Here is a 22,446-nt window from a genome sequence, read left to right as displayed (position 1 = left end):
CATGTCAAACAAACTAAAATCTCAAAAGGAGATTCTTGCAAAATTAGGAATTACAACACTGAACTCTATGCAGGAAGAAGCTCTTTTAGCCATTAGTGCTACTGAAAACACAGTATTGTTGTCGCCCACTGGAACAGGAAAAACAGTTGGGTTTTTATTACCTGTTTTGAGTGAGTTAGATCAAAATAGCGATCAAATTCAACTTCTTATATTGGTTCCTTCTCGAGAGTTAGCTATCCAAATAGAACAAGTAATACGGGAAATGGGTTCTGGTTTTAAGGCAAATGCTGTCTACGGAGGCAGGCCTTTTTCAAAAGACAAAATCGAATTGGCTCATACACCAACCATCTTAATAGGAACTCCCGGTCGAGTGGCAGATCATTTAAGAAGAGAATCTTTTACTGTTAGAGATTTAAAAACATTGGTGTTAGATGAGTTTGATAAGTCCTTAGAAATTGGATTCGAAAATGAAATGCGTGAAATTATTGAACACCTTCCTTATATTGAAAAACGTATCTTAACTTCAGCTACCTCAGGACTTGAAGTTCCTGATTTTGTTGGTTTGAAAAATGAATTGGTGATTGATTACTCAGATACAAACAAGACCAACTTAGCAATAAAGAAAGTAGTGTCTCCAGATAAGAACAAATTACAGACACTCGTTGATTTGTTATATCATATTGGAAATGAACCGGGTATTATTTTTTGTAATTTCAAAGACACCATAAATTATGTGAGTGAGTTTCTTTCAGATAACGACATTCCACACGGTTGTTTTTATGGTGGCTTAGACCAGATTGAGCGTGAGCGCGCACTGATAAAATTTAGAAACGGGACCCATAAAATTATCATTGCCACAGATCTTGCTGCTCGTGGATTGGACATTCCAGAATTAAATTTTATTATTCATTACCAACTACCACTTAAGGCCGAAGAATTTACACACCGAAATGGTAGAACAGCTCGAATGAACTCCACAGGAACCGCTTATGTATTGCAATGGGAACAAGAATTTGTGCCAGAATTTATTACTACAAAGGAGTTTTTAAAGCCTACGAACGCAAAACCTTCCATAGTATCAAAATGGGCAACGTTATTTATTTCAGGAGGTCGAAAAGACAAAATTTCTAAAGGTGATATTGCTGGACTATTTTTTAAACAAGGAAATTTGGAAAAAGATGAATTAGGTATCATTGAATTAAAACACGATTGCGCATTTGTTGCAGTACCTATGAATAAGGCGGATCGCGTTATCGAGCAAACCAATAACGTGCGCCTTAAGAAAAAGAAGGTGCGTATAAAATTAGTATAATGCACAAATTCAGACGCTACTTTCTTCCTCTACTAGCTTAGTTCGATGCACTTAAAATTAATTTAAAGACTAATTTTGTGTCAAAAAGATGAGTTTAATCATCATTTTTAAGAAAAATAGTGCGAGTTTTGGCATTTAGAGAAAAAGTAGTTTTAGTTGAGCAAGAATGTAGTTATCTTTATAAAAAAATAATTTTTCAAGAATAGAATGGCAAAATCACAGCAAACATTTAATAAATCAGAAAAAGAGAAAAAGCGTTTAAAAAAGCGTGAGGATAAACGAAAGAAGATGGAGGCTCGCAAGGTTGATAGAGCTGAAAACGGAACTAGTGGAATTGAATTTGCTTATGTAGATCATTTAGGCAATTTAGTAGATACTCCACCAGATCCTACTATGAAGGTAGAAGTAGAAGCAGAAGACATCATTCTTGGAATCCCAAAGAAAGATGATTCTGAAAAAGAAGAATTTGATCCAGTACGAACGGGAACAGTAGACTTTTATGATTCGTCCAAAGGCTTCGGTTTTATTATAGACGCTGTAAATAAGGAAAAGTACTTTTGCCACGTGAGCGGACTTATAGATGACATTACTGAAGGTAACTTAGTTTCATTTGAATTAGAGAAAGGAACTCGCGGGATGAATGCGGTTAGGGTAAAACTTGTTAAGTAAATTTTTTACGCAGCAATTTTTTTAGACAAAGTACTGGGCTAAAAAGTTTGAAAATGATAAACTCAAATAATTACCTGGAATCAACTTTGACTACTACTGAATATTAATACATTAAATTATAATACAATGAGCAAAGGAACAGTAAAGTTTTTCAACGACACAAAAGGATTCGGTTTTATCACTGAAGAAGGAGTTGAGAAAGATCATTTTGTGCACGTAACAGGATTAATCGATGAGATTAGAGAAGGTGACGAAGTAACATTTGACCTTCAAGAAGGAAACAAAGGATTGAACGCGGTAAACGTAAAAGTTGTTTAATATCGCATCACGATATTTTCAAGTAAAGCCCGTCTTAATCGATGGGCTTTTTTATTATAGCATTTCCAAATAAAAATATAATTTATTGGAAAGCAAAGAGTGACAGTGTTTGTCTTCATAGCAATTACGTTATCAAATATTTTTAGGTTAGATGTTTTTATATTCAACCTACCCCAAAGCAATTACCCACTTGTATTTACATCTTAACATCTGTTATTCTAGAAGGTAGCGGCGTTATTATAGCCGCATTAATAGCCATTTTATTTTTGAAAAAACAAAGAAAGATAGAGACAACACTTTTTGGAACATCAAAATTAAAAAGCTGTCTAATGATATTAATACCAATGATCTTGTTGATTATAATAAGGGTAGAAAATGATATTGAGATGAGTAAACATCTTTATGGGTTCATAGCGGTAATAAGTAACCTTCTGTTTTGTATAATGGAGAGGTATCAGGATTAATCGATGAGATTAGAAAAGATAACGAAGTAATACTTGACCTTCTTGAAGGAAACAAAAGGTGGAGCGCAGTAAATATAAAAGCCTTTTTACGCTATCCTTACACTCAAAAAAAACCTCAATTATACCATTTGCCTCAGTCAAATTTATTCCTAATTTTTCACGGGTTCTTTTAAATCTTTGATATGAAATTTATATTCATTAAAAAGAAGTATTTTCGCGCCCTAATAAAAGCCCTTATTATGAAGCGCATAAACGAGTACAAGAAATTATTTGGTATAGAGAAAGAAATAGACCTCAAAATACTTAAGAAGAGTTACCGAAACCTAGTTAAAGAATGGCATCCAGATAAATTTCAGGATGGTGATCCGAAACAAGAAGAAGCAGAAATCCAAAGCAGAAGAATCATAGATGGATATCATTTTTTAGTGAGCATGGCTCCAGAAACTAAAGAAAAGAACCTCCCTGAGTATACAGAGACGATTACAAATTCAGCCATTGCAGATTACCAGCACAAAGGTTTAATACTAGAAATCACTTTTACAGATGGTACGACCTATGAATATTTTGGTATTACAAAAACAATATATCATAAAATGGTTAATGCGGGTAATTTAAACCGTTTTGCAAAAAGGAGTATCTATCCTAAGTTTATGTACCGAAAGTCAAAACGAATTCTTCAAGAAGTTTAATAAAAGACTTTAAGTGAAATTTCGAAGCAATAAAACATCAAATACCAAGAACTCAAATTCCAAAAAAATGTAATTGAGCCTATGTCTTGAATAGTAAAATAAAAAAAGGCAATAGTATAATATAATAAATTCATTTATGGCAAAGACATTTTCAAGTTTAGGAGTGGACCCTTTTTTAATTAAAGGCTTAAAAGCATTGGATATTTTAGTTCCTTCAGATATTCAAGTAAAAACAATCCCTGTAATCTTAAGCCAAAAGGAAGATGTTGTCGGTATAGCGAAAACTGGGACAGGTAAAACGGCTGCATTTGGATTGCCCTTATTGCAGCATATTTCTGTAGATAATAATGATGTTCAAGCCATTGTTTTAGCACCTACGCGAGAACTCGGCCAACAGATTCATAAAAATTTATGCGATTTTGCCGTTCACAAACCTGAAATTTCCATAGCATCTGTTTGTGGAGGAATTCCAATCAAACCTCAAATTGAGCGTCTAAAAGAGCCCACTCATATTATAGTAGCAACTCCGGGACGATTAATCGATTTGATTGAAAGAAAAGCAGTCTCTATTACAAACGCCTCGTATCTCGTAATTGATGAGGCAGATGAAATGGTAACGATTTTAAAAGAAGGATTGGATACCATTATTAGTGGCCTTCCTAAAAAACGCAGAACGTTCCTCTTTACGGCCACCCTGTCTGGAGAGATAAAGCAGCTTGTTCAAAACTACTTATCAAAAAATATAGTACATATCGAGGTTGATATGGCTACGTTAGGCCATCAGGGAATTGATCATCAATATGTGGTGGTGAAACCAGAGGAGAAGTTAAACGTGTTGATGCACTTTTTAAGTTCTAAAGAGGGGCAACGCGGTATTATATTTTGTAAAACAAAAGCTGCGGTAAATAAGCTTGCTAAAAATCTTGCTATCCATAAGTTTTCTTCAGGAGCAATCCACGGAAGCTTAACACAAGGAATTCGTGATAGAATTATGGCGCAGTTTAGAGAAGGTCATATCAACATTCTAGTAGCAACAGATCTTGCTGCAAGGGGGATTGATGTAAAGGAAATTACCTACGTGATACAATACCATTTACCAGACACTTATGATGCCTATGTTCATAGAAGTGGTAGAACCGCTAGAGCCGGAGCTACAGGACTTTCAGTAAGTGTGATACAACAAGAAGAGGTGGCTGATATCCCAGATTTAGAAGATGAATTAGGCATTACTTTTTCTGAAATGCCAAAAGCAGATACACTTTCAATTGAAGAGAATAATGCCAAACTATGGGCAAAACAAATCTTCAAAACCAAACCGAATCACCATATTTCTGAAGATTTTAAAACTTCCATCAAGACTATTTTTCACCATCTCACAAAAGACGAGTTGGTGGATAAAGTTCTGGCACATCATCTAAACCAAACAAAAACAGTGGTTGCTAAGGAAGAAGTTTCAAAGAAGAAAAAGCGCTAGTATACAGAAATAAGAACACTTGCTCCGCCACTAAAGTTATGGCGGTAGGCGGATACTGAAAGAACGGAGAAGAAAGACCAATTCTTAAGTTGGTCATGATCTTTATGTTGAAGATTCGGTACTTAAATCACTTTAGCGTGTTACATTTCGGAACACCGCTTTAAAACCTTGCTTTTTAATGACTATATTTGAGATTCAACTATAATCATAATGAAAAATCTAGTATTTATTTCAGTACTAACCATCACTATGTTTTCTTGCAAAAACGAAAACACCTCTGACAAAATAGCACCTTCAACCGAAGATAAAACAGTCGTTTTTGATGGCATAACAACTGCCATTCAGCCTGGCGACAATTTCTTTAATCACGTAAATAAATCCTGGTATGAGAATGCGGTTATTGCTGACGACCAAATAGGGGTAGGGGCTTACCGATTCTTGAATATTCCGCAGCAAGAGCTCTTAAAGAATATTTTAAATGAAGTATCTAAAGAAGAACATCCTAAAGGAAGTATTGAACAGAAAGTGGGAGATTTTTATGCTTCGGGCATGGATACTTTGGTGATTGACCAAAGAGGCGCCGCTCCCATAAAACCTATTTTTGAAAGAATCGAGGCAATTTCAGATGTTCCATCAATGATGGAGTTTGTTGCTACTCAAATAAAATCTGGCGATTATTCTTTAGTCTACCCATATGTTTCCCCTGATCAAAAAAATAGTACGCTCAATATTCTAAATGTCACGCAGATTGGATTAGGATTGCCAGACCGGGATTATTATTTTAGTGAAGACCCTTCCGTAAAAACTATTCAAGAGGCATACATAAAATACCTTACAACAATGTTTGCATTGGTGGGAGATACCAATGCAAAAGAACAAGCAACCACCGTATATGAGATAGAGAAGCAACTAGCCAAGTCTCATAAAACAAATGTAGAACGAAGAAATGTTCAAGAAAATTACAACAAATTTTCGGTGGGAGCTTTAAACACAAGACAAGAAGCTATTGGTTGGAGCAATATGTTAGAAATTTTAGCGGCACCTGTAGATTCAGTAGATGTTAATCAACCTGCGTATTATGATACTTTAAATGGAATGTTAAAATCTGTTCCATTAAAGGATTGGAAAGTGTATTTAAAAGTCAATTCTATTGGATCACACGCAGATATTTTAAGCAAACCTTTCCAAGACGCTACGTTTGCATATTCAAAAGTACTATCGGGTCAAGATAAACAGCAACCTCGAGCGGAACAAATGACGCGTCGTGTGGACCAGCAAATAGGTTTTGCTCTTGGGCAACTGTATGTAAAGCGTTACTTTAATGAAGATGCTAAAAAACGAGCATTAGCACTGGTTAACAACTTTCAAAAAACCTTAGAAAAGCGAATTGAAAAGCTAGAATGGATGAGCGATAGTACCAAGGTAAAAGCGAAAGAGAAACTTTGGGCAATAAGTAAAAAAATAGGCTATCCTGATGTTTGGAGAACCTATGATGTTGAAATAGATCGAGAACAGTTTTTTGAAAACATAGTAGCCTTACGTCAAAGTGAATACGAATACGAAATCAAACAGCTCAATAAAGCGCCTAATAGAGATCAATGGCACACAACACCATCTACGGTAACCGCCTATTATAATCCTTCTTTAAACGAAATCGTATTTCCAGCAGGCATCTTACAATCACCTTATTTCGATTTATATGCGGATGATGCTGTTAATTATGGTGGAATAGGAATGGTTATAGGCCACGAGTTTACGCACGCTTTTGACGATCAAGGTGCGCAATATGATAAAAATGGGAACATATCAAATTGGTGGACAGAAACAGATTTTACAAAATTTAAAGCGAAGACGCAAGGCATCATTGACCAGTATAGTGCATTTACAGTATTGGATAGTGTTCATTTAAATGGAGCATTAACGGTAGGAGAAAACACGGCAGACAATGGTGGAATAGCCATTGCGTATGATGCGTTCAAAACGACTGAACAAGGACAGGATACTACTAAAATAGGAGGTTATTCGCCAGACCAGCGGTTCTTTTTATCTATTGCTCGTATTTGGCGGGTTAAAACACGGGAAGCGTATCTTCGGAATTATGTAACAACAGACACGCATTCACCTCCAATTTGGCGTGTTAATGGGCCTTTAATGAACTTTACTCCTTTTTATGAGGCATTTGATGTGAAGGAAGGCGAAACAAACTACAGAACAGAGGAGGAGCGAATTAAGATCTGGTAGTAGTATATATTTGCAGCACTTTGTTATTGTGATCCACAATGAGCAGGTTTTTTTTTAATAGAAGCAAGTTCAGCCCAGATAGGATGCTCAAGTGCTTTGGGAGAAATCCTAAAAACAACAACCGTTTTTCCTGTTTCTTTGCAGTAAAATTGTTCCGCCATAATATTTTCGGTCATTACTTTTCCGGTATGAAAACCATCAAAATATTCCATTTCCCTTTGAAAACAATTTGGAGTATTTTGTTTTATAGGTTTTATAAATAGAACTAAGGGTTCAGGAAATGACGCAGCCCAATGGTTGGGTTTCATCAGACCATCAAAATAATTTTCAAGGTTTAGTTCTATTTCTTTGTATGGTAATGGAGCGGTAGCTTTTATATCCCAAGCGAGTGCATAAGACCAAAATTGATCGCTATTAACACCAGACCAGCCCGAAGCAAAGCGCAATTCTTCAAAACCGTTAATAGTTATGTTAGGTGTCCATTCTACTGGGAGTTTGATAATCTCTTTCCTCCATAAAGAATCGGCCTCTAAAATAGACACTATTTGTAAGCCTTGAGACATTCCCACTACTCACAATAACAGAGATACTATAAAGAGGTATTTTGAGAGATGGGATGGACTTTTCATTTTTCTAATTTCAGTAAATTTAAGAAAGATTGCTATTTAGAGTGTCAAACAAATGTAAAAGAAGGGTGATTTTTTTTACTAAGTAATTAATTTTTTGTAAATTAATAAGAGGAATTCTTTTATTGTTATAGTATGAAGTAGCGGTAGGAGCCTAATAGGCTACTGTTTGTTCAAAATTATAAGGTTTAGTTAATGGAACGGGTATTTTGTCTAATGTTAATTATTTTTGTTTTTACAAAATTATGAAAGCTTTTATAACACTTTTAATAGTAAGTTTTATGTTTCAAAACGATACCCTTGTAATTTCAGATTTCAAGAACGAAATAGGTATGACTAATTGGTATGTAGTCGATGACGGTGTTATGGGAGGTTTGTCTCAAGGTGATTTAAACCTAAATAATGCTAAAAACCTACTTTATACAGGAACCGTGAGGACCGAAAACAACGGAGGCTTTTCGAGCATTCGGCACAATTTTGAGGTGGTTGATGTTTCTAACTTTAAGACGATAAAAGTAGTATTGAAGGGAGATGGTAAGTCATACCAATTCAGAATTAAAGATAATCGGTCTCAACGTTTTTCTTATATTAAAGTTTTTGAAACAACGGGTGAGTGGGAGACTGTAGAAATTCCGTTAGATCAATTTTATCCTAGTTATAGGGGGTATACATTAGATAAGCCTAATTATTCGGGTTCTGTTATGGAAGAAATAGCAATTCTTATTGGCAATAAAACGAAGGAGTCTTTTGAGCTTGAAATTGAAAAAATTTATGTGGAGTAATTGTTTCAGAATTAATGATTAATAAAGCCCTCAGAATAAAGAAATTAAAAATGGTCAAGTTCTCACTATTTAAAAGTGCGTCAGGAACAATAAAAATTACAGTCATTCTTTTTTATTTATTTTCCTTTAATCTAAGTACAGCACAAGAAACACAGGTTGATGATCCCTATACCTTTAAAAATGGTAGCTATTTAGGCACCGGTAAATGGTATAAGGAACGCGAGATTGCCCATGTAATGGGTTTTCAAGGTATGGACTGGTTGGAGAGACCAGAGCGCGAGGCAGAAGAAAGTGCAACCACACTTTTGCAAAATATGGATATAAAAGCAACAGATGTGATAGCAGATATAGGTGCAGGTTCTGGGTATCATGTTTTTAGAATGGCAGGGTTAGCTACTGAAGGTACCATCTACGCTGTAGACATACAGGATGAGATGCTTTTTGTGATGAATGAGAAAAAAGAAGTCCTAGATATTACGAACGTTAAGGTGATTAAAGGGAGTGAACAAAGCGTTAACATTTCTGAAAATACTTTAGACAAAGTATTAATGGTAGACGTGTATCATGAATTCTCCTATCCTTTTGAAATGATACAGTCTATAAAAAAATCCCTACGCCCAGAAGGTAAGATTTACCTTATTGAATACAGGGGTGAAGATCCTAAAGTACCCATTAAAAAACTTCATAAGATGACAGAATCACAAGCTATTTTAGAAATGAAAGCTGCTGGTTTTGTTTTATTTAAAAATATTAACAATCTTCCTTGGCAACATTGTATGGTGTTTGAATTACAGTAAAAGTTAAATGCATTTATAGAACAATTAAAATTTAAAATTACAAGTATGGATTATCTCATTATCGCATTACAATGTATCGTGGCGTTTAGTATTTTAAACGTTTGGCTACTTCAATACAATAAGCCCACTCAATGGAGGGGAGGCAACGCCAAAACTATCATAGAGGAATTTAAAGTATATGGACTTCCTGTATGGATGTGTTATGTAGTAGGAATATTAAAAGTGGGTTTGGCCATAGGTTTATTAGTATCCATTTGGCTTACTGAAATTAGACAACCAGCTGCGTTAGGCCTAGCAATTTTGCTAACGGGTTCTATACTCGTTCATCTAAAGATAAACGACCCTCTTAAAAAGTCATTTCCAGCATTTTTATTTTTATGCCTTTGCCTATTTATTGTATTTAGTTCTTAAAAACCGCTGTTTTAAAGTTCGAATAATACCTTAAAAAAGATAAAGCCATTGATAATTGAGTAGAGTAACGAGGGCGCAGAAAGTAGAAATGAATCTTTTATTTTAAGCCTTACTAGAAAACCCAACACCATTAAAACCGAAAGTCCACCAGCTCCAATTACCTGTAAAAAGGGAGCATAAAAATAACCACAGAGCAAAGCTAATGATCCTAAAAGTTGCAACCCGCCTACCGTAGTCCTGTAATTTTCAAGTCCATATCTTTTAAACTCTAATTTCATTTTCGGAGTTACGAAACATCCAATACCAAAAAAGATAAATGATAAGGTTGAAAAAAATATAAGAAATGTAAGGAAACTCATAAAAACTTTTAACTAAACATTCTTTTGGGCAAACTATATAAAAAGAACCCTTGAAATTGTTAGCTGCAAAAGTACTCCTTTAGCCCATAGCAATTTTAGAAAGTAAAAACTTACTATGTTAAAAAAGTTTAATCTTCTGTTAAATAAATTAAACATAATTATAACTTGTGTTACATTTACCTAAACAAAAAACACACTATGAAAAATTTAAAAAGAGTTAGTATTCTAGTATTTGTTAGTTTATTAACAATTACTAGTTATGGTCAGTCTGAAAAAGCAATGGTCAAAAAAGCTTCTAAGGCAGTTACTGCACAGACAACACCCAATATTGTAGGAGTAGCGGCAGGTAATAAAAATTTCACAACTTTAGTTACAGCTGTAAAAGCAGCAGGTTTAGTAGAAACTTTAAGCGGTGATGGCCCCTTTACAGTATTTGCACCAACGAACGATGCATTTGCATCACTTCCAAAAGGAACGGTTGAAAGTTTACTTGCACCCGCTAGTAAAAAAGCGTTAACAGGTATTTTAACTTATCATGTTGTTGCAGGTAAATTTGAAGCAGCAGCTGTAATAGAAGCCATTAAGTCGAACGATGGTGCTTTCAAGGTAACTACAGTTCAGGGTGGTACTCTAGTATTATCTGTAAAAGATGGTAAAGTTATTTTAACTGATGAAGAGGGTGGTACAGCAACTGTAGTAATTGCAGATGTACAAGCGTCTAATGGTGTAATACACGCGTTAGATGGCGTAGTGATGCCTAAGTCATAATACTATTACTATAAGTTTTTAAAACAAAAAACCATTACAGTATATGTAATGGTTTTTTTGTGCTGTTTTTTGAATAATTTAATTTTTAATGATTGCTGTTATAAAATTAAAAGGAGGGTCAATAATTATTTATTTTAGCGGAAGACGCGCCGTTAAAATATAAATACGTCCTATCACTAATGCACTTACAAAAAGTTGTATTAAATAACGTGGATGATTTTCACAGCGACCAAAATAGTCAACAAAAGAAAATTGACTTTCTTTTTTTAGAGATCAACATGCCGAAGTTTGCAGGCTTAAGTTTATAAAAAACAACCAACAAAAGTCCAATGCTATTATCACAACAGCATATCCAAAACATACGGTAGAAAGTTTTGAAATGTCGGTTACAGATTATTTGTCAAACTATTTTTCATAAGAAGGTTTCTTGCAGGCAGTTTTCAAAGTGCAATAAAAGCAAATACCACAGCCTTAAATTGCCTCCATTCAACAAGAAGAGACCAACACATCCATATTTGTGAAGAGCGATAAGAAGATGATAAAGGTCGATTTTTGATATTATATTGAAACCTACTGCAATCAGGTAAAAATATATGCAGAACAAATGCTTTTAGTTCCAGATATACTGTCTGGATTTTTAGAGAAATTACCTAGTGATTTCTTAAGAGTGTATAAATTGTTTGTGATTAATTTTAAAACTTAAGGTTGATTGACAGAAACCAAATAGTATATTAAGACGACACCAAAATTTCTATTGGAGAATCATATAAAAAAAACCCTGTTAGATAGGATTTTGATGCCGTGATTTTGTATTTTGAAGTCAAACAATAATAAGGTTAAAAACATAAAATATCATGAACGTAAAAAGTGTTAGAGCATACGGAACAGATAAGGCCGAAGCCGACTTAAAACAATTTAATATTAATCGGAGAGAAGTCACCGCAAGTGACGTAGAGATCGATATCCTATTTTGTGGTGTTTGCCATTCAGACCTGCACTTTGCGCGAAACGATTGGGGAATGACTCAATATCCGGTAGTTCCTGGACACGAGATTGTGGGAAGGGTAACCAAGGTTGGAGCAAAAGTGTCAAGCTATAAAGAAGGCGACTTAGTTGCGGTGGGTTGTTTGGTCGACTCTTGTGGAACCTGTAGCAGTTGTAAAAAAGATTTAGAACAATATTGCCCAAACTGGGTTGGAACTTATGGAGGTTACGATAAGCATTTGGATACAACTACACATGGTGGATATTCAGAAACCATTGTGGTAGATAAAGACTTTGTGTTGCGGGTACCAGAAAATTTAGACCATGCAGGGATCGCACCAGTATTGTGTGCAGGAATTACAACATGGTCACCACTAAGACATTGGAAAGTAGGCAAGGGCAGTAAAGTAGCTGTAGTAGGGCTAGGAGGTTTAGGTCATATGGCGATTAAGTTAGCACGTGCACTTGGCGCACATGTTACCCTGTTTTCAAGATCTACTAGTAAAATAGAAGATGCAAAAACATTAGGCGCAGATGAAGTTATTATTTCTACAGATCAAGCTCAAATGGAAAATGCAATGGGACGCTTTGATCTCATTCTAGATACGGTTCCCTACGCGCACGATTTTAACCCTTATATAGGCACATTAACAACCAATGGCACGCTGGTTGTTCTTGGATATTTAGGACCTTTAGATCCTGCCTTAGTTACTGTACCTATGATTATGGGACGCAAGTCTGTGGCGGGTTCTTTAATTGGTGGTATTGCTGAAACACAGGAATTATTAGATTTCTGCGGAAAACATAATATAACCTCAGATGTTGAAGTTATTAAGATTCAAGACATAAATAAGGCCTACGAGCGTATGCTGAAGAGTGACGTTAAATACCGATTTGTAATTGATATGAAATCGATTAAAAGCTAAAAGTAATTAATTTTATAAAAAAAATCACCTGTTGTTATAGCAGGTGATTTTTTGTTTTAGGATTTTTTGAAATTATGAACGCCTAACAGGAATTGGTTTCAACTTAATAAAACCAGCAGCGTCCAATATTTTTATAATCAAATAAGTGATGTCGATTTCATACCATTTAAAACCAAAATTTGGGCTGCTCGCGTGTTTGTGATGATTGTTGTGATATCCTTCACCCATCATTAAAAAATCAAAACGGAAAAGATTTTTGCTTGTGTTTTTCATTTTAAAATTTACGTAGCCATAAATATGACCAAACCAGTTAATAATTACCCCGTGTATGGGAGCCATTAAAAAGGTGATAGGTAATAAGAGCCATTGCCACCAAGCGGTTGTAAAAAACACAAAAAACATAACATAACCAACAATCCAAAGAAATCTAGAAAAACGAGAACTAGCAAACTTGTCAAATCCTTTCCATTGGGGAACATTTTTGGTAAAACGGCTATCAACAATAATGCGTTCTTCATTGATGTCGCTGTAAATGGTTTTTGTTTTCCACATCATCGCAAATACGTTGTCATCGTGCGAAGGAGAATGTGGGTCCTTTTCAGTATCCGTATACGCGTGGTGCATCCTGTGCATAATCCCATATCCATAAGCACTTAAATAGCTAGAGCCTTGAAAAATCCAAGTCAAAACGAAAGAGATACGTTCCATAGTTTTTGACATTGTGAATACTTGATGTGCTGCATATCTATGTAAAAAGAAAGACTGAAAAAATAAGCCTCCGTACCAAAGTAGTAAAACGAAAATTATAGTAGCCATAAATTTTTTTTTACAAAGATACTTTGAGTTTACGAACGAAACAATGAACCTAAATCAAGAAATCAAGATTACACGTTTTCTTATTCTGCTTAAAGCTTGTGCAGTAACACCAATATAAGAACTAATATATTTTAAAGGAATCACCTGTAAAAGCTCTGGACGTTCTTTAAACAATTTCACATAACGTTGTTCTGCGGTAAGATTCAATAAGTTTTGTTCCCGCTTAGATTTTAATAAGAAGAGTCTTTCTGCCGTTAGTCTGCCAATGAGATTTCCTATTTGGGTAGTCTTATAAACGTCCTGTAAATCACTGTAGGTAATACTTAAAACACTAGTTTCGGTAAGTGCTTGTAATTGATATGCAGAGGGTGTTTGTGTTAAGAAAGAATCATAGGCGCTAATAAACTGGTTTTTAAAACTAAAACCAAAGGTGATTTCTTTATCTTGATTTTCTTTAGGAATAAACAAGCGCACTACGCCATATTCAATAAAGGAGATCGTATTTTCTATATCATTAAGTTTTAAAAAAATCGATTTCTTGGGAATGACTTGTGGTTTCAATTTTGAAATAAAGACCCCCCAATCTTCTTTAGATATTGTGGCTATTTGATCTAAGTAGGTTTTTATCTGCTGCAAATTTTTTAGTAAGGTTATTGAATATACAAAGATACATATTCAGATAGCTATTTACTGAAAAAAGGACTGTGAGTAATCTTTTTTTTTGATGGAATTTACTTGAACATTTTATACAGATAGGAGGAAAGCATACTCTTGGTAAAATAGCTAAGACGAACAAATCCTTGAATCAAAATTGTGGTTTTTGGACCCAACACATAATTATTGGAGTTAAAGTTGTTTTAGTTTCGAAGCCTCAATAGTTAAAATATATATTGTGAACTTTCCAATGAAAAAGTAGAAGAGTAAACAAAGTAATTAGAAAATTTACTGGTAAAAAAATAAGGTTGGCTGAGATGCTTATAGCCTTTGCGTTAAATTATGCCCAGGCACAGCAAAAAAAATGAAGCAACATTTAAAATCAACAACAGTATTAAAATGTATGTAGTCGAGCGTAATATTCCATGAGCAAGAGATTTGACTTCTGAAAAACTAAAAGGAATGTCTCAACCATATCTTTCTATAATAAAGGAATTGGGATCAAAAATAAAATGGCAACATAGCGATGTTACGAATGACAAAGTATACTACGTTTACAAAGCAGAAAACAACGAATTAACTGAAGAACACGCAAAACAGGCAAGCTTCCTAGCCAACTCAATTCGTCAAGTTACAACGACAATTAGCCCAGCCCCAGCTGAACAATCAATAAAATGATTTTTATAAGCAAAGTACTGTAATTATTATAAGCTGAGTATTCGTGTGATGAAAAAAGACAAACGGCATTTTGTTTAATCGAAGCTCTAGAAAACGATGCTATTATAGCATTTCACAAACAATCATATAGCGGTAAATGATACAATTGTAGCGTCTTCTCCTAGGCGAATTGTAGCTCCTGAAAAAATACAAAATAAAACATTCCATATTATTATTGATTCCGTTTTTAGGAAAAGAATGGTTGTTACTATCTCCAAAAGTGAAGGCGCTGGGTAAAAGTTAAAATCAAAACAATGCAAGTACTTTAAAGGGTGTTTTTGCTTTAACTACTCTTGAAAATGTAGCGTGTTCACGGTCTATTGACATAAGCAAATATTATATGGACCTATTCAAACACGAACGCGTTAGACTTTAGTAAAAATTTAGGCAATAGTAAATCAAGGCAATCTAGAATGATGACGCCTACACTAGGGAAATCTCCAAATGTTTTCTCGACACAATATAGATTCAATAAAGCATCAAATATTTTTAAAATAGCCTAGAAAACGGACGCTATCAGTTCAACTTATTTTGCAAAATGTTTCCAAGAAGTTTAGGGTATGTTAACTTCCACGCACAATAAGTAAATGGTGGTTATTTGCTAAAAGTGTTAAATAAAAGCTAAATACATACAGACCTGTCTGTTTTATAGTAAATTCGTTGTATGTTTGTGGTATGAAAAAACTAGGGGTAAAAGAGCGTATTATTGAAACCGCTTCAGATTTATTTTATAATCAGGGTTATAACCAAACTGGGATTAATCAAATTATAAGCGATGCAGGGGTTGCTAAGGCAAGTATGTATCAGCATTTTAGATCTAAAGAAGAGATTGCAGTAGCTTATTTAATTGCAAGGCATAGTATGTGGATGGGAAAGTTAAATGATTATGTATCTGTTCAAAATACCGCTAAAGGTAAGGTGATAGGTTCTTTTGATTACCTAACAGAGTGGCTTAATGAAGTAAATTTTAGAGGTTGCGGATGGCAAAATATAATTACCGACTTACCTAAAGATCATGATAAAATTAGAGATCAAGCAATATTTCATAAGAATGATCTTAGAAAATGGATTCGCAGTTTACTTAAAGATGAAGGCAAATATTTGGAAGCAGAAGAATTAGGAGATGAAATTCTAATTTTAATTGAAGGAGCTATTATCCTTTCCCAAATTCAAAAAGACAATTGGCCTATTGTATCAGCAAAAAGAGCTTGTATTAAACTATTAGATTAAATAGACGGGTTATTTAAAAATGTTAATAAATATGATCAAAATAAAACAGACTTGTCTGTATGTTTAAAAAAATTATGAGAAAAATAATACCTCCTTTTACAAAGGAAACGGCAAAAGCAAAAGTACAAGTGGCAGAAGATGTTTGGAATAGTAAAGATCCAGTAAAAGTTTCAATGGCTTATACCATTGATTCACAATGGAGAAACAGAAATCAATTTTTTGTTGGAAGGTCTGAAATAATTGAATTTTTATCCCAAAAGTGGCATAAAGAACTCCATTACAAATTGAAAAAGTATTTATGGTCCTTCACAGATAACCGGATCTCAGTGCGCTTTGAATATGAATGGTTAGATGCAACAACAAAACAATGGTATCGAACCCATGGAAACGAACATTGGGAATTTGATAAAGAAGGGTTGATGCAAATAAGAGATATGAGCGCCAACGACGTTAAAATTAAAGAAAACGACAGAAAATTTATATAACCATTAAAACCAATACATATGAAACCAATTAATACATCAAGAACTTCGATTTGGAATAACAAAAGAAGACATAGATAAGAACGACTTATCTATAACAATTAAACAAATTAAAATAAAATAAAATAACATGAAAACATTTAAACCATTAACATTGGAAGAAGCAAATCAAAATTCTCAGGAAATTTTTGGAGCTGTAAAGAGTAAGATTGGGATGTTACCAAACCTGTATGCAACTATGGGAATATCTGATAAGTTATTAGGAGGATTTTTAGCCTTTACTGAAACGTTAAAAAATGGAGAATTTACGAGCAAAGAATATGAGACTATTGCGCTCGGAACATCGCAAGTAAATAGTTGTGCCTATTGCATTTCTGCACATACAGCCATTGGAAAAATGAATGGATTTACAGAAGAAGAGACACTTGATATTAGAGACCACTCAATTGCAGATTCAAAATTGAATGCGCTCGTAACATTAGCAAGCGAATTGGTAATCCTTAAAGGCCATCCAACAGCTACTGCGGTAGATGATTTCTTTGAAGAAGGCTATAATAAGTCCGCGTTCGCAGAGCTAATTGCAATTGTTGCACTTACCACAATCACTAATAATATATACCATAATGGAGGTTTTGAAATTGATTTTCCAAGAGCTCAAAATATGGAAAATTTAAAAGTAGCCTAAAGTATCAACCTTTAATAAATATAATATGAAAACTCAATTTTTAAAATCAGTATTTAGTTTGGCCCTATTAGGCTTGCTAACCATTAGTTTAGTCTCTTTCACAAGCGACAACCAAGAATTAAAAAAAAATTTAATAGAGAAGACAAGCAAGCCTACTTTTCACAAAAATATACTGGTTAACGGTGTAAACATTTTTTATCGAGAAGCTGGAGACGTTGACAAGCCAACTATATTATTGTTGCATGGTTATCCAACATCATCACATATGTTTCGTAATTTAATAACAGACCTGTCTGTTCGATACCATGTATTAGCACCTGATTATCCAGGTTATGGACGAAGTGGTCAGCCCAGGATGAGCGAATTCAATTATACTTTTGATAATATGGCCGACATTGTAGAAGGCTTTTTGAAAGAATTAAACGTTGAAAAATATAGCATCTACTTAATGGATTATGGTGCACCCATTGGTTTTAGAATAGCCGCTAAATATCCTGAAAGAGTAGAATCCCTAATCATTCAAAATGGGAATGCTTATGATGAAGGTCTTAAAGATTTCTGGATTCCTATTAAAAAATATTGGAATAATTACACCTTAGAAAATGGAAAAGCCCTAGAAGGTTTTCATTCTCCAGATGGTTTGAAATGGCAATACACCCATGGGGTTCAGGATTCAACTAAAGTTAGTCCTGATAATTGGAGCATCGACTTACAACACTTAACAAGATCAGAAAATGATAAAATTCAATTGGCTATGTTTTATAGCTACAGGACAAACGTGCCTTTATATCCCCAATGGCAACAATATTTTAGAAACCATCAACCACCAACACTAATTGTTTGGGGTAAGAATGATTATATCTTCCCAGCGGAAGGTGCGCATCCTTACAAAAGAGATTTAAAGAATCTTGAATTTCACTTATTAGACACAGGACATTTTGCTTTAGAAGAGAAAGGTGATGAAATAGCGAACTACATTCTTAATTTCTTAGATAGAAATAACATAAAATAATAATGTGATTGGTCTTTGCTCCTGCCAGTTTGAGTGATGTAAAATTGAAATTAAGAGCAACATTCAAACTGGTAATCACACTAAAAAAATAACATATAAAACAAAATAAAATGAAAACAATAAATTGGAAAAATGCAATACTCGCAGGGATATTAGGAACCATCCTATTTGATCTAGTAGGATTATTATTAACCGGAAACTGGTGGGATATTCCAGGAACCCTAGGAGCGAAAACAGGATTAGGATTAGCGTATGGAGTTATAGGACATTACAGTAATGGGGTATTATTAGCGATATTATTTGCTGGAATAGGGCCTTCACTTTGGGGACCAAAATGGTTAAGACCAATCATTTTTGTAACAGCCGAAATGATAGCGCTAGTCTGGTTATTTATGCTGCCTCTTCTGGGAGCAGGAGTAGCTGGCCTTGATGCATCACCAATGATGCCTGCTATAACATTTTTACGTCATTTAGCTTATGCAATCCCCTTGATCTTTTTAATTGAATATGATGTTAAAAATATCAAGGACAGTTGGGTACCGAAATAACTTCTTAGGCAGGATATAAGGCAATGGAATTATGTGCCTTGAATATTCTTGTCTTAGCTCCTAAAAAAAATAGGCTCTAATACTATTATTGACAACGAAGAAGAAAAAATAAATATTTTGTCTTCAGAAGTAACTAGAGCGAAGGATAACTAACAATCGTATAAAGAAAATTGACTTTTACTTAATACATCAGAACAATGAAAAAATTAATTTTAGCACCCTGTTATTTCAATTTATCTGACTTGCCCAAAATCGGGATGTGGCATCCATATTCAACAGGCTAGTTTTAGAGAATTATATAATAGCAACGAAAAATTTAGTAAATAATTAATTTTGATCTTGTTATTTTCAGTAGGTTTTAGTATTATAGGCTTTAGTTAATTTTAAAAAATAATACTTTTTATTTCCAATCTTTGCATAATGCAATATTAGATATGTTAAAGCTTTCAATATTATTCATCATAATTCTGAGGCCATAAAAGTTTTAGTGAGAGCGTGCTTGAAAATAAATTCAAATAAAAACCAGTAAAACTATGCCACACTTTGTAATTGATTGTTCAGAAAATAGCATTGCATTAAAATCTCCAGAAGTCATCATGCAAAACGTATACGACGCGGCTTTATCGAGTAAGCTTTTTGATCCAAAAGATATTAAAGTAAGAATTAATCCTTTTAAGCATTACACTATTGGAAATGCCAAAAATGATTTCATTCACATTTTTGCCAATATAATGGAAGGCAGAACTACAAAGCAAAAAAGCAACCTGTCTAGAAGTATCATCTCTGAACTAAAAGTACTATTTCCAGAGTTTCCTGTTATTTCTATCAATATTAGAGATTTTGAAAAAGCTACCTATTGTAATAAAACAATGGTTTAGCCTTTAAAATTAACTTGAAATGCAGGAGTATTTATTTCAATTCATTAGTGCTTTATTAAAACCGTGTGAAATGCCAGAACAAATAGTAAAAGACACTCTTAACAACATTTGCATATTATGAACTTAACGAGCCAATTAGGATTAGGAACAGCCGCTTTGGGAAGACCGCAATACATTAATGTGCGTCAGGAAGATTTGCAAGACAAGGATCTTGAAGCCTTTAAGCAGCGTGGCTTTAAGGTTTTGGAAGAAGCATACAAACTGGGAATTCGCTATTTTGACACTGCTCCAGGATATGGGCTTGCAGAAAACCTAGTATTGGAATGGTTGCAATCTAAAAACGACGAAACTATTCAGGTCGCTACAAAATGGGGGTATACCTATGTTGCTAATTTTGATGCTAAAGCAAAAATTCATGAAGTTAAGGAACATAGTTTACTGAAATTGAATGAACAATGGGAAACTTCAAAATCTTTGTTACCACATTTAAAAGTTTATCAAATTCATTCAGCTACTTTAGAAACAGGAGTGCTAGAAAACAAACCTGTTTTAGATCGATTGGCTTTTTTAAAAGATGAATACAATTTAAAAATTGGTGTTACAACCACTGGCGCAGATCAAGTAGAGGTCATAAAAAAAGCATTGGATGTTTCCGTATCTGGGAAGCCATTATTTGATGCTTATCAAGTAACTTATAACATCCTTGAGCAAAGTTTATTGGACATTTTAGAGAGACTTAATCGAGAGGGGAGGTCAATTATAATTAAAGAGGCTTTGGCTAATGGCAGAATCTTTAGGAATAAAAGCTATCCTCATTATAATAAATTATATGACCTCTTGGCATCATTGGCGCTAAAGTACAATGTTGGGGTAGATGCCATTTCGCTTTGTTTTTGCAGTGAAACAATTCAGGGAAGCACGGTGCTAGGGGGTGCTTCAATTGAATCACATATAGTATCAAATTTGAAAATGAATACTTTCAGATTATCGAAAGTGGAATTGGAAGAACTCAAGGGTTATAATATGGATGCACGTAGTTATTGGCAAGAGAGAAAACAACTAACTTGGAATTAAATAAAGATTAAATTGACGAATCAAGAAATGGCATCTACCTTTTATGGTCCTGCCAGTCACCTTCAAGTTAGCGGCGCATAGGCAGGTTGAATGTAGGGTACATGTTTTTTTATTGGCGCATCAAAATTGAGTTTCCCTTGGGAAGCTAAATGACCTAATACCGTTGTGGTGTTTACTTTTGCTACTGAAGCGGTTCGGGTTCGGATTGAAGAATCCATTTTAATAGTATCTTTTGCATAGCCAAATCCTTCAACATAAATAATTCTTCCGGGTTTTCTCACTGCCATCGAAAGCTCAGGAATATGTGATTCCTGAATCAATGTTTCGTCCAGCGTTTCAATTTCCAGTGGAACTTGGGGTGATATGTTAGGTTGCCCTTCCGCAGCAAATGATAATATTAATAGGGTGAGACTTAGATGAAGTTTTATTATAATCGACATCGTTTTAATTTTAGTGATATAAATTTCAGAAATAATTATTAGAGGTTTGGCCTAGCTTTTCTTATTCATTGACATTTTACCAACCCTGGGTAAAAAGCTACTGTTTTACTCAGTTGCGCCATTACTAATCAAGTAGCTTATGACGTCATTGTGCTTTCCGCGTTTTGCCATTCGTAGCGCGTTTCTTTTTTCTGAAATAATAGAATAGCTATCCCGCACTGTTTTGTTAATATCCGCACCTTGATCAATTAAGTATTTGACTATATCAAGATGCCCATTCCAGGCCGCACCTATTAGTGGAGTTTCATCGCCGCTAACATATACATTAACGTTTGCGCCAGCAGCGACTAAAATTTTCACTACTTTTAAATGACCTTTTTTAGCTGCTATAATTAATGGATTTCCATCTCTATCGCTCGATAAATTTACATCGGCACCTAGAGCCACAAGCACTTGTACCATCGCAACATCTCCCTTAGCAGCAGCGCTAATGAGTGCTGTGCCATCTCCAATCGTTTTTTTATTGATATCTCCTGAATGCGTTACCAATATTTTCAAGATTTCAATGTTTCCATATTTCCCAGCGAGTATCATAGCGTTACCATCTCTTAAAACTTCAGTATTTGGGTTTGCTCCAGATTCTAGTAACAGGGATACAATGGCTGCGTTACCGCCTTTAACCGCTGCCATCAAAGGAGTACCATCACCTGCTATTTTGAGGTTTGTTTTTGCTCCTGTATCGATGAGATATTTTGCAATTTCATAATGACTATTTTGAGCAGCAATCATTAATGCACTGGCGTCATTTTTATACCGGTAGTTGGGTTTAGCTCCTTGGTTAATTAAGAGCTTTAGTATTTTTAAATTACCATTACTAGCTGCCATTCCTAAAGGCGTGCGTGGCTGGATCGTACCCTCGTGATAACAATTGGAATTTATATTTTTCAACAAGCTTTGTACTTGTTCATAATTACTGGATTGTACTGCGGTGAGCAGCGTTTCACAGGTTTGTGATTTGATGGTTGCAGTACTTATGCACACGGCAATTAAAGATAAAAGTAAGGTTTTCATAATGTATATTGTTTTGATT

At 34.5% G+C, this 22,446-nt stretch carries 25 protein-coding genes; 19 read left to right on the top strand and 6 right to left on the bottom strand.

Features of this window, described 5'->3' with window-relative positions; genetic code table 11:
• Position 1: 1 nt before the first annotated feature.
• The 6 genes from ABXT67_RS14480 (at position 2) to ABXT67_RS14455 (ending at position 7,167) form a co-directional block, all read left to right on the top strand.
• Complete coding sequence (locus ABXT67_RS14480) at positions 2-1,312, top strand: DEAD/DEAH box helicase (protein ID WP_415374748.1); 1,311 nt, start codon at positions 2-4, stop codon at positions 1,310-1,312.
• Positions 1,313-1,519: 207 nt separating this feature from the next.
• Complete coding sequence (locus tag ABXT67_RS14475) at positions 1,520-1,981, top strand: cold-shock protein (protein ID WP_415374747.1); 462 nt, start codon at positions 1,520-1,522, stop codon at positions 1,979-1,981.
• 126 nt (positions 1,982-2,107) lie between these two features.
• Positions 2,108-2,299: a cold-shock protein gene (locus tag ABXT67_RS14470; protein ID WP_415374746.1), complete on the top strand. Its 192-nt coding sequence runs from the start codon at positions 2,108-2,110 to the stop codon at positions 2,297-2,299.
• A 703-nt stretch (positions 2,300-3,002) separates the two neighbouring features.
• A complete protein-coding gene (locus ABXT67_RS14465) occupies positions 3,003-3,452 on the top strand; it encodes a KTSC domain-containing protein (RefSeq protein ID WP_415374745.1) in 450 nt (149 codons plus the stop codon).
• A 136-nt stretch (positions 3,453-3,588) separates the two neighbouring features.
• Complete coding sequence (locus tag ABXT67_RS14460; protein WP_415374744.1) at positions 3,589-4,926, top strand: DEAD/DEAH box helicase; 1,338 nt, start codon at positions 3,589-3,591, stop codon at positions 4,924-4,926.
• Positions 4,927-5,136: 210 nt separating this feature from the next.
• Positions 5,137-7,167: a M13 family metallopeptidase gene (locus ABXT67_RS14455; RefSeq protein ID WP_415374743.1), complete on the top strand. Its 2,031-nt coding sequence runs from the start codon at positions 5,137-5,139 to the stop codon at positions 7,165-7,167.
• Between the two features lie 23 nt (positions 7,168-7,190).
• Here the strand turns inward: ABXT67_RS14455 and ABXT67_RS14450 are convergent, their stop codons facing one another.
• A complete protein-coding gene (locus ABXT67_RS14450) occupies positions 7,191-7,730 on the bottom strand; it encodes a hypothetical protein (protein ID WP_415374742.1) in 540 nt (179 codons plus the stop codon).
• A 308-nt stretch (positions 7,731-8,038) separates the two neighbouring features.
• On the opposite strand from ABXT67_RS14450, the gene ABXT67_RS14445 reads away from it, so the two are divergent.
• The 3 genes from ABXT67_RS14445 to ABXT67_RS14435 are packed head-to-tail and all read left to right on the top strand — an operon-like array spanning position 8,039 to position 9,783.
• Positions 8,039-8,575 carry a CIA30 family protein gene (locus ABXT67_RS14445; protein ID WP_415374741.1) on the top strand — a complete coding sequence of 179 codons (537 nt, stop codon included), beginning with the start codon at positions 8,039-8,041 and terminating at the stop codon, positions 8,573-8,575.
• 50 nt (positions 8,576-8,625) lie between these two features.
• A complete protein-coding gene (locus tag ABXT67_RS14440; protein ID WP_415374740.1) occupies positions 8,626-9,372 on the top strand; it encodes a class I SAM-dependent methyltransferase in 747 nt (248 codons plus the stop codon).
• Positions 9,373-9,417: 45 nt separating this feature from the next.
• Positions 9,418-9,783: a DoxX family protein gene (locus tag ABXT67_RS14435; RefSeq protein WP_415374739.1), complete on the top strand. Its 366-nt coding sequence runs from the start codon at positions 9,418-9,420 to the stop codon at positions 9,781-9,783.
• Between the two features lie 11 nt (positions 9,784-9,794).
• On the opposite strand, the gene ABXT67_RS14430 is transcribed toward ABXT67_RS14435, so the two are convergent.
• Entirely contained in the window at positions 9,795-10,142 is a 348-nt protein-coding gene (locus ABXT67_RS14430) for a DoxX family protein (RefSeq protein ID WP_415374738.1), read from the bottom strand.
• Positions 10,143-10,421: 279 nt separating this feature from the next.
• Between ABXT67_RS14430 and ABXT67_RS14425 the strand changes: the two genes are divergently transcribed.
• Together ABXT67_RS14425 and ABXT67_RS14420 are read left to right on the top strand one after the other, a co-directional pair.
• Positions 10,422-10,910, top strand: a complete 489-nt coding sequence (locus ABXT67_RS14425) for a fasciclin domain-containing protein (protein WP_415377006.1) — start codon at positions 10,422-10,424, stop codon at positions 10,908-10,910.
• An 854-nt stretch (positions 10,911-11,764) separates the two neighbouring features.
• The gene (locus tag ABXT67_RS14420) at positions 11,765-12,820 is read left to right on the top strand and encodes an NAD(P)-dependent alcohol dehydrogenase (RefSeq protein WP_415374737.1); all 1,056 of its coding nucleotides are present in this window, start codon (positions 11,765-11,767) and stop codon (positions 12,818-12,820) included.
• Positions 12,821-12,892: 72 nt separating this feature from the next.
• Here ABXT67_RS14420 and ABXT67_RS14415 read toward each other — a convergent pair whose 3' ends face one another.
• Both ABXT67_RS14415 and ABXT67_RS14410 read right to left on the bottom strand, forming a co-directional pair.
• The gene (locus tag ABXT67_RS14415) at positions 12,893-13,636 is read right to left on the bottom strand and encodes an acyl-CoA desaturase (RefSeq protein WP_415374736.1); all 744 of its coding nucleotides are present in this window, start codon (positions 13,634-13,636) and stop codon (positions 12,893-12,895) included.
• A gap of 54 nt (positions 13,637-13,690) precedes the next feature.
• Complete coding sequence (locus ABXT67_RS14410) at positions 13,691-14,272, bottom strand: Crp/Fnr family transcriptional regulator (RefSeq protein WP_415374735.1); 582 nt, start codon at positions 14,270-14,272, stop codon at positions 13,691-13,693.
• Between the two features lie 456 nt (positions 14,273-14,728).
• Between ABXT67_RS14410 and ABXT67_RS14405 the strand changes: the two genes are divergently transcribed.
• The 8 genes from ABXT67_RS14405 (at position 14,729) to ABXT67_RS14370 (ending at position 20,916) form a co-directional block, all read left to right on the top strand.
• Complete coding sequence (locus ABXT67_RS14405; protein ID WP_415374734.1) at positions 14,729-14,968, top strand: nickel-binding protein; 240 nt, start codon at positions 14,729-14,731, stop codon at positions 14,966-14,968.
• Positions 14,969-15,682: 714 nt separating this feature from the next.
• Entirely contained in the window at positions 15,683-16,237 is a 555-nt protein-coding gene (locus tag ABXT67_RS14400; RefSeq protein ID WP_415374733.1) for a TetR/AcrR family transcriptional regulator, read from the top strand.
• Between the two features lie 74 nt (positions 16,238-16,311).
• The gene (locus ABXT67_RS14395; RefSeq protein WP_415374732.1) at positions 16,312-16,722 is read left to right on the top strand and encodes a nuclear transport factor 2 family protein; all 411 of its coding nucleotides are present in this window, start codon (positions 16,312-16,314) and stop codon (positions 16,720-16,722) included.
• 127 nt (positions 16,723-16,849) lie between these two features.
• Positions 16,850-17,404: a carboxymuconolactone decarboxylase family protein gene (locus ABXT67_RS14390; RefSeq protein WP_415374731.1), complete on the top strand. Its 555-nt coding sequence runs from the start codon at positions 16,850-16,852 to the stop codon at positions 17,402-17,404.
• A gap of 25 nt (positions 17,405-17,429) precedes the next feature.
• On the top strand, positions 17,430-18,416 hold the full coding sequence (locus tag ABXT67_RS14385) for an alpha/beta fold hydrolase (protein ID WP_415374730.1): 987 nt from the start codon (positions 17,430-17,432) through the stop codon (positions 18,414-18,416).
• Positions 18,417-18,526: 110 nt separating this feature from the next.
• On the top strand, positions 18,527-18,964 hold the full coding sequence (locus tag ABXT67_RS14380; protein WP_415374729.1) for a hypothetical protein: 438 nt from the start codon (positions 18,527-18,529) through the stop codon (positions 18,962-18,964).
• A 533-nt stretch (positions 18,965-19,497) separates the two neighbouring features.
• A complete protein-coding gene (locus ABXT67_RS14375) occupies positions 19,498-19,842 on the top strand; it encodes a 5-carboxymethyl-2-hydroxymuconate Delta-isomerase (protein WP_415374728.1) in 345 nt (114 codons plus the stop codon).
• A gap of 117 nt (positions 19,843-19,959) precedes the next feature.
• A complete protein-coding gene (locus tag ABXT67_RS14370) occupies positions 19,960-20,916 on the top strand; it encodes an aldo/keto reductase (protein ID WP_415374727.1) in 957 nt (318 codons plus the stop codon).
• Positions 20,917-20,978: 62 nt separating this feature from the next.
• Here ABXT67_RS14370 and ABXT67_RS14365 read toward each other — a convergent pair whose 3' ends face one another.
• On the bottom strand, positions 20,979-21,356 hold the full coding sequence (locus ABXT67_RS14365) for a serine hydrolase (RefSeq protein ID WP_415374726.1): 378 nt from the start codon (positions 21,354-21,356) through the stop codon (positions 20,979-20,981).
• A gap of 105 nt (positions 21,357-21,461) precedes the next feature.
• Positions 21,462-22,427 carry an ankyrin repeat domain-containing protein gene (locus ABXT67_RS14360; protein ID WP_415374725.1) on the bottom strand — a complete coding sequence of 322 codons (966 nt, stop codon included), beginning with the start codon at positions 22,425-22,427 and terminating at the stop codon, positions 21,462-21,464.
• Positions 22,428-22,446 lie beyond the last annotated feature (19 nt).

Source organism: Patiriisocius sp. Uisw_017, from assembly GCF_047731265.1.
In the GTDB taxonomy this organism is placed as follows: Bacteria; Bacteroidota; Bacteroidia; order Flavobacteriales; family Flavobacteriaceae; genus Patiriisocius.
Note: the sequence above shows the minus strand (reverse complement) of the source record. Positions and strands in the feature narration are given on the sequence as shown.

Coding starts and splice junctions, on each gene's coding strand:
- ABXT67_RS14475 (WP_415374747.1), top strand. CDS start 1,520: ATGGCAAAATCACAGCAAACATTTAATAAATCAGAAAAAGAGAAAAAG.
- ABXT67_RS14380 (WP_415374729.1), top strand. CDS start 18,527: ATGAAAACAATAAATTGGAAAAATGCAATACTCGCAGGGATATTAGGA.
- ABXT67_RS14430 (WP_415374738.1), bottom strand. CDS start 10,142: ATGAGTTTCCTTACATTTCTTATATTTTTTTCAACCTTATCATTTATC.
- ABXT67_RS14395 (WP_415374732.1), top strand. CDS start 16,312: ATGAGAAAAATAATACCTCCTTTTACAAAGGAAACGGCAAAAGCAAAA.
- ABXT67_RS14465 (WP_415374745.1), top strand. CDS start 3,003: ATGAAGCGCATAAACGAGTACAAGAAATTATTTGGTATAGAGAAAGAA.
- ABXT67_RS14470 (WP_415374746.1), top strand. CDS start 2,108: ATGAGCAAAGGAACAGTAAAGTTTTTCAACGACACAAAAGGATTCGGT.
- ABXT67_RS14450 (WP_415374742.1), bottom strand. CDS start 7,730: ATGTCTCAAGGCTTACAAATAGTGTCTATTTTAGAGGCCGATTCTTTA.
- ABXT67_RS14455 (WP_415374743.1), top strand. CDS start 5,137: ATGAAAAATCTAGTATTTATTTCAGTACTAACCATCACTATGTTTTCT.
- ABXT67_RS14435 (WP_415374739.1), top strand. CDS start 9,418: ATGGATTATCTCATTATCGCATTACAATGTATCGTGGCGTTTAGTATT.
- ABXT67_RS14360 (WP_415374725.1), bottom strand. CDS start 22,427: ATGAAAACCTTACTTTTATCTTTAATTGCCGTGTGCATAAGTACTGCA.
- ABXT67_RS14420 (WP_415374737.1), top strand. CDS start 11,765: ATGAACGTAAAAAGTGTTAGAGCATACGGAACAGATAAGGCCGAAGCC.
- ABXT67_RS14425 (WP_415377006.1), top strand. CDS start 10,422: ATGGTCAAAAAAGCTTCTAAGGCAGTTACTGCACAGACAACACCCAAT.
- ABXT67_RS14390 (WP_415374731.1), top strand. CDS start 16,850: ATGAAAACATTTAAACCATTAACATTGGAAGAAGCAAATCAAAATTCT.
- ABXT67_RS14480 (WP_415374748.1), top strand. CDS start 2: ATGTCAAACAAACTAAAATCTCAAAAGGAGATTCTTGCAAAATTAGGA.
- ABXT67_RS14385 (WP_415374730.1), top strand. CDS start 17,430: ATGAAAACTCAATTTTTAAAATCAGTATTTAGTTTGGCCCTATTAGGC.
- ABXT67_RS14445 (WP_415374741.1), top strand. CDS start 8,039: ATGAAAGCTTTTATAACACTTTTAATAGTAAGTTTTATGTTTCAAAAC.
- ABXT67_RS14415 (WP_415374736.1), bottom strand. CDS start 13,636: ATGGCTACTATAATTTTCGTTTTACTACTTTGGTACGGAGGCTTATTT.
- ABXT67_RS14460 (WP_415374744.1), top strand. CDS start 3,589: ATGGCAAAGACATTTTCAAGTTTAGGAGTGGACCCTTTTTTAATTAAA.
- ABXT67_RS14375 (WP_415374728.1), top strand. CDS start 19,498: ATGCCACACTTTGTAATTGATTGTTCAGAAAATAGCATTGCATTAAAA.
- ABXT67_RS14400 (WP_415374733.1), top strand. CDS start 15,683: ATGAAAAAACTAGGGGTAAAAGAGCGTATTATTGAAACCGCTTCAGAT.
- ABXT67_RS14365 (WP_415374726.1), bottom strand. CDS start 21,356: ATGTCGATTATAATAAAACTTCATCTAAGTCTCACCCTATTAATATTA.
- ABXT67_RS14370 (WP_415374727.1), top strand. CDS start 19,960: ATGAACTTAACGAGCCAATTAGGATTAGGAACAGCCGCTTTGGGAAGA.
- ABXT67_RS14440 (WP_415374740.1), top strand. CDS start 8,626: ATGGTCAAGTTCTCACTATTTAAAAGTGCGTCAGGAACAATAAAAATT.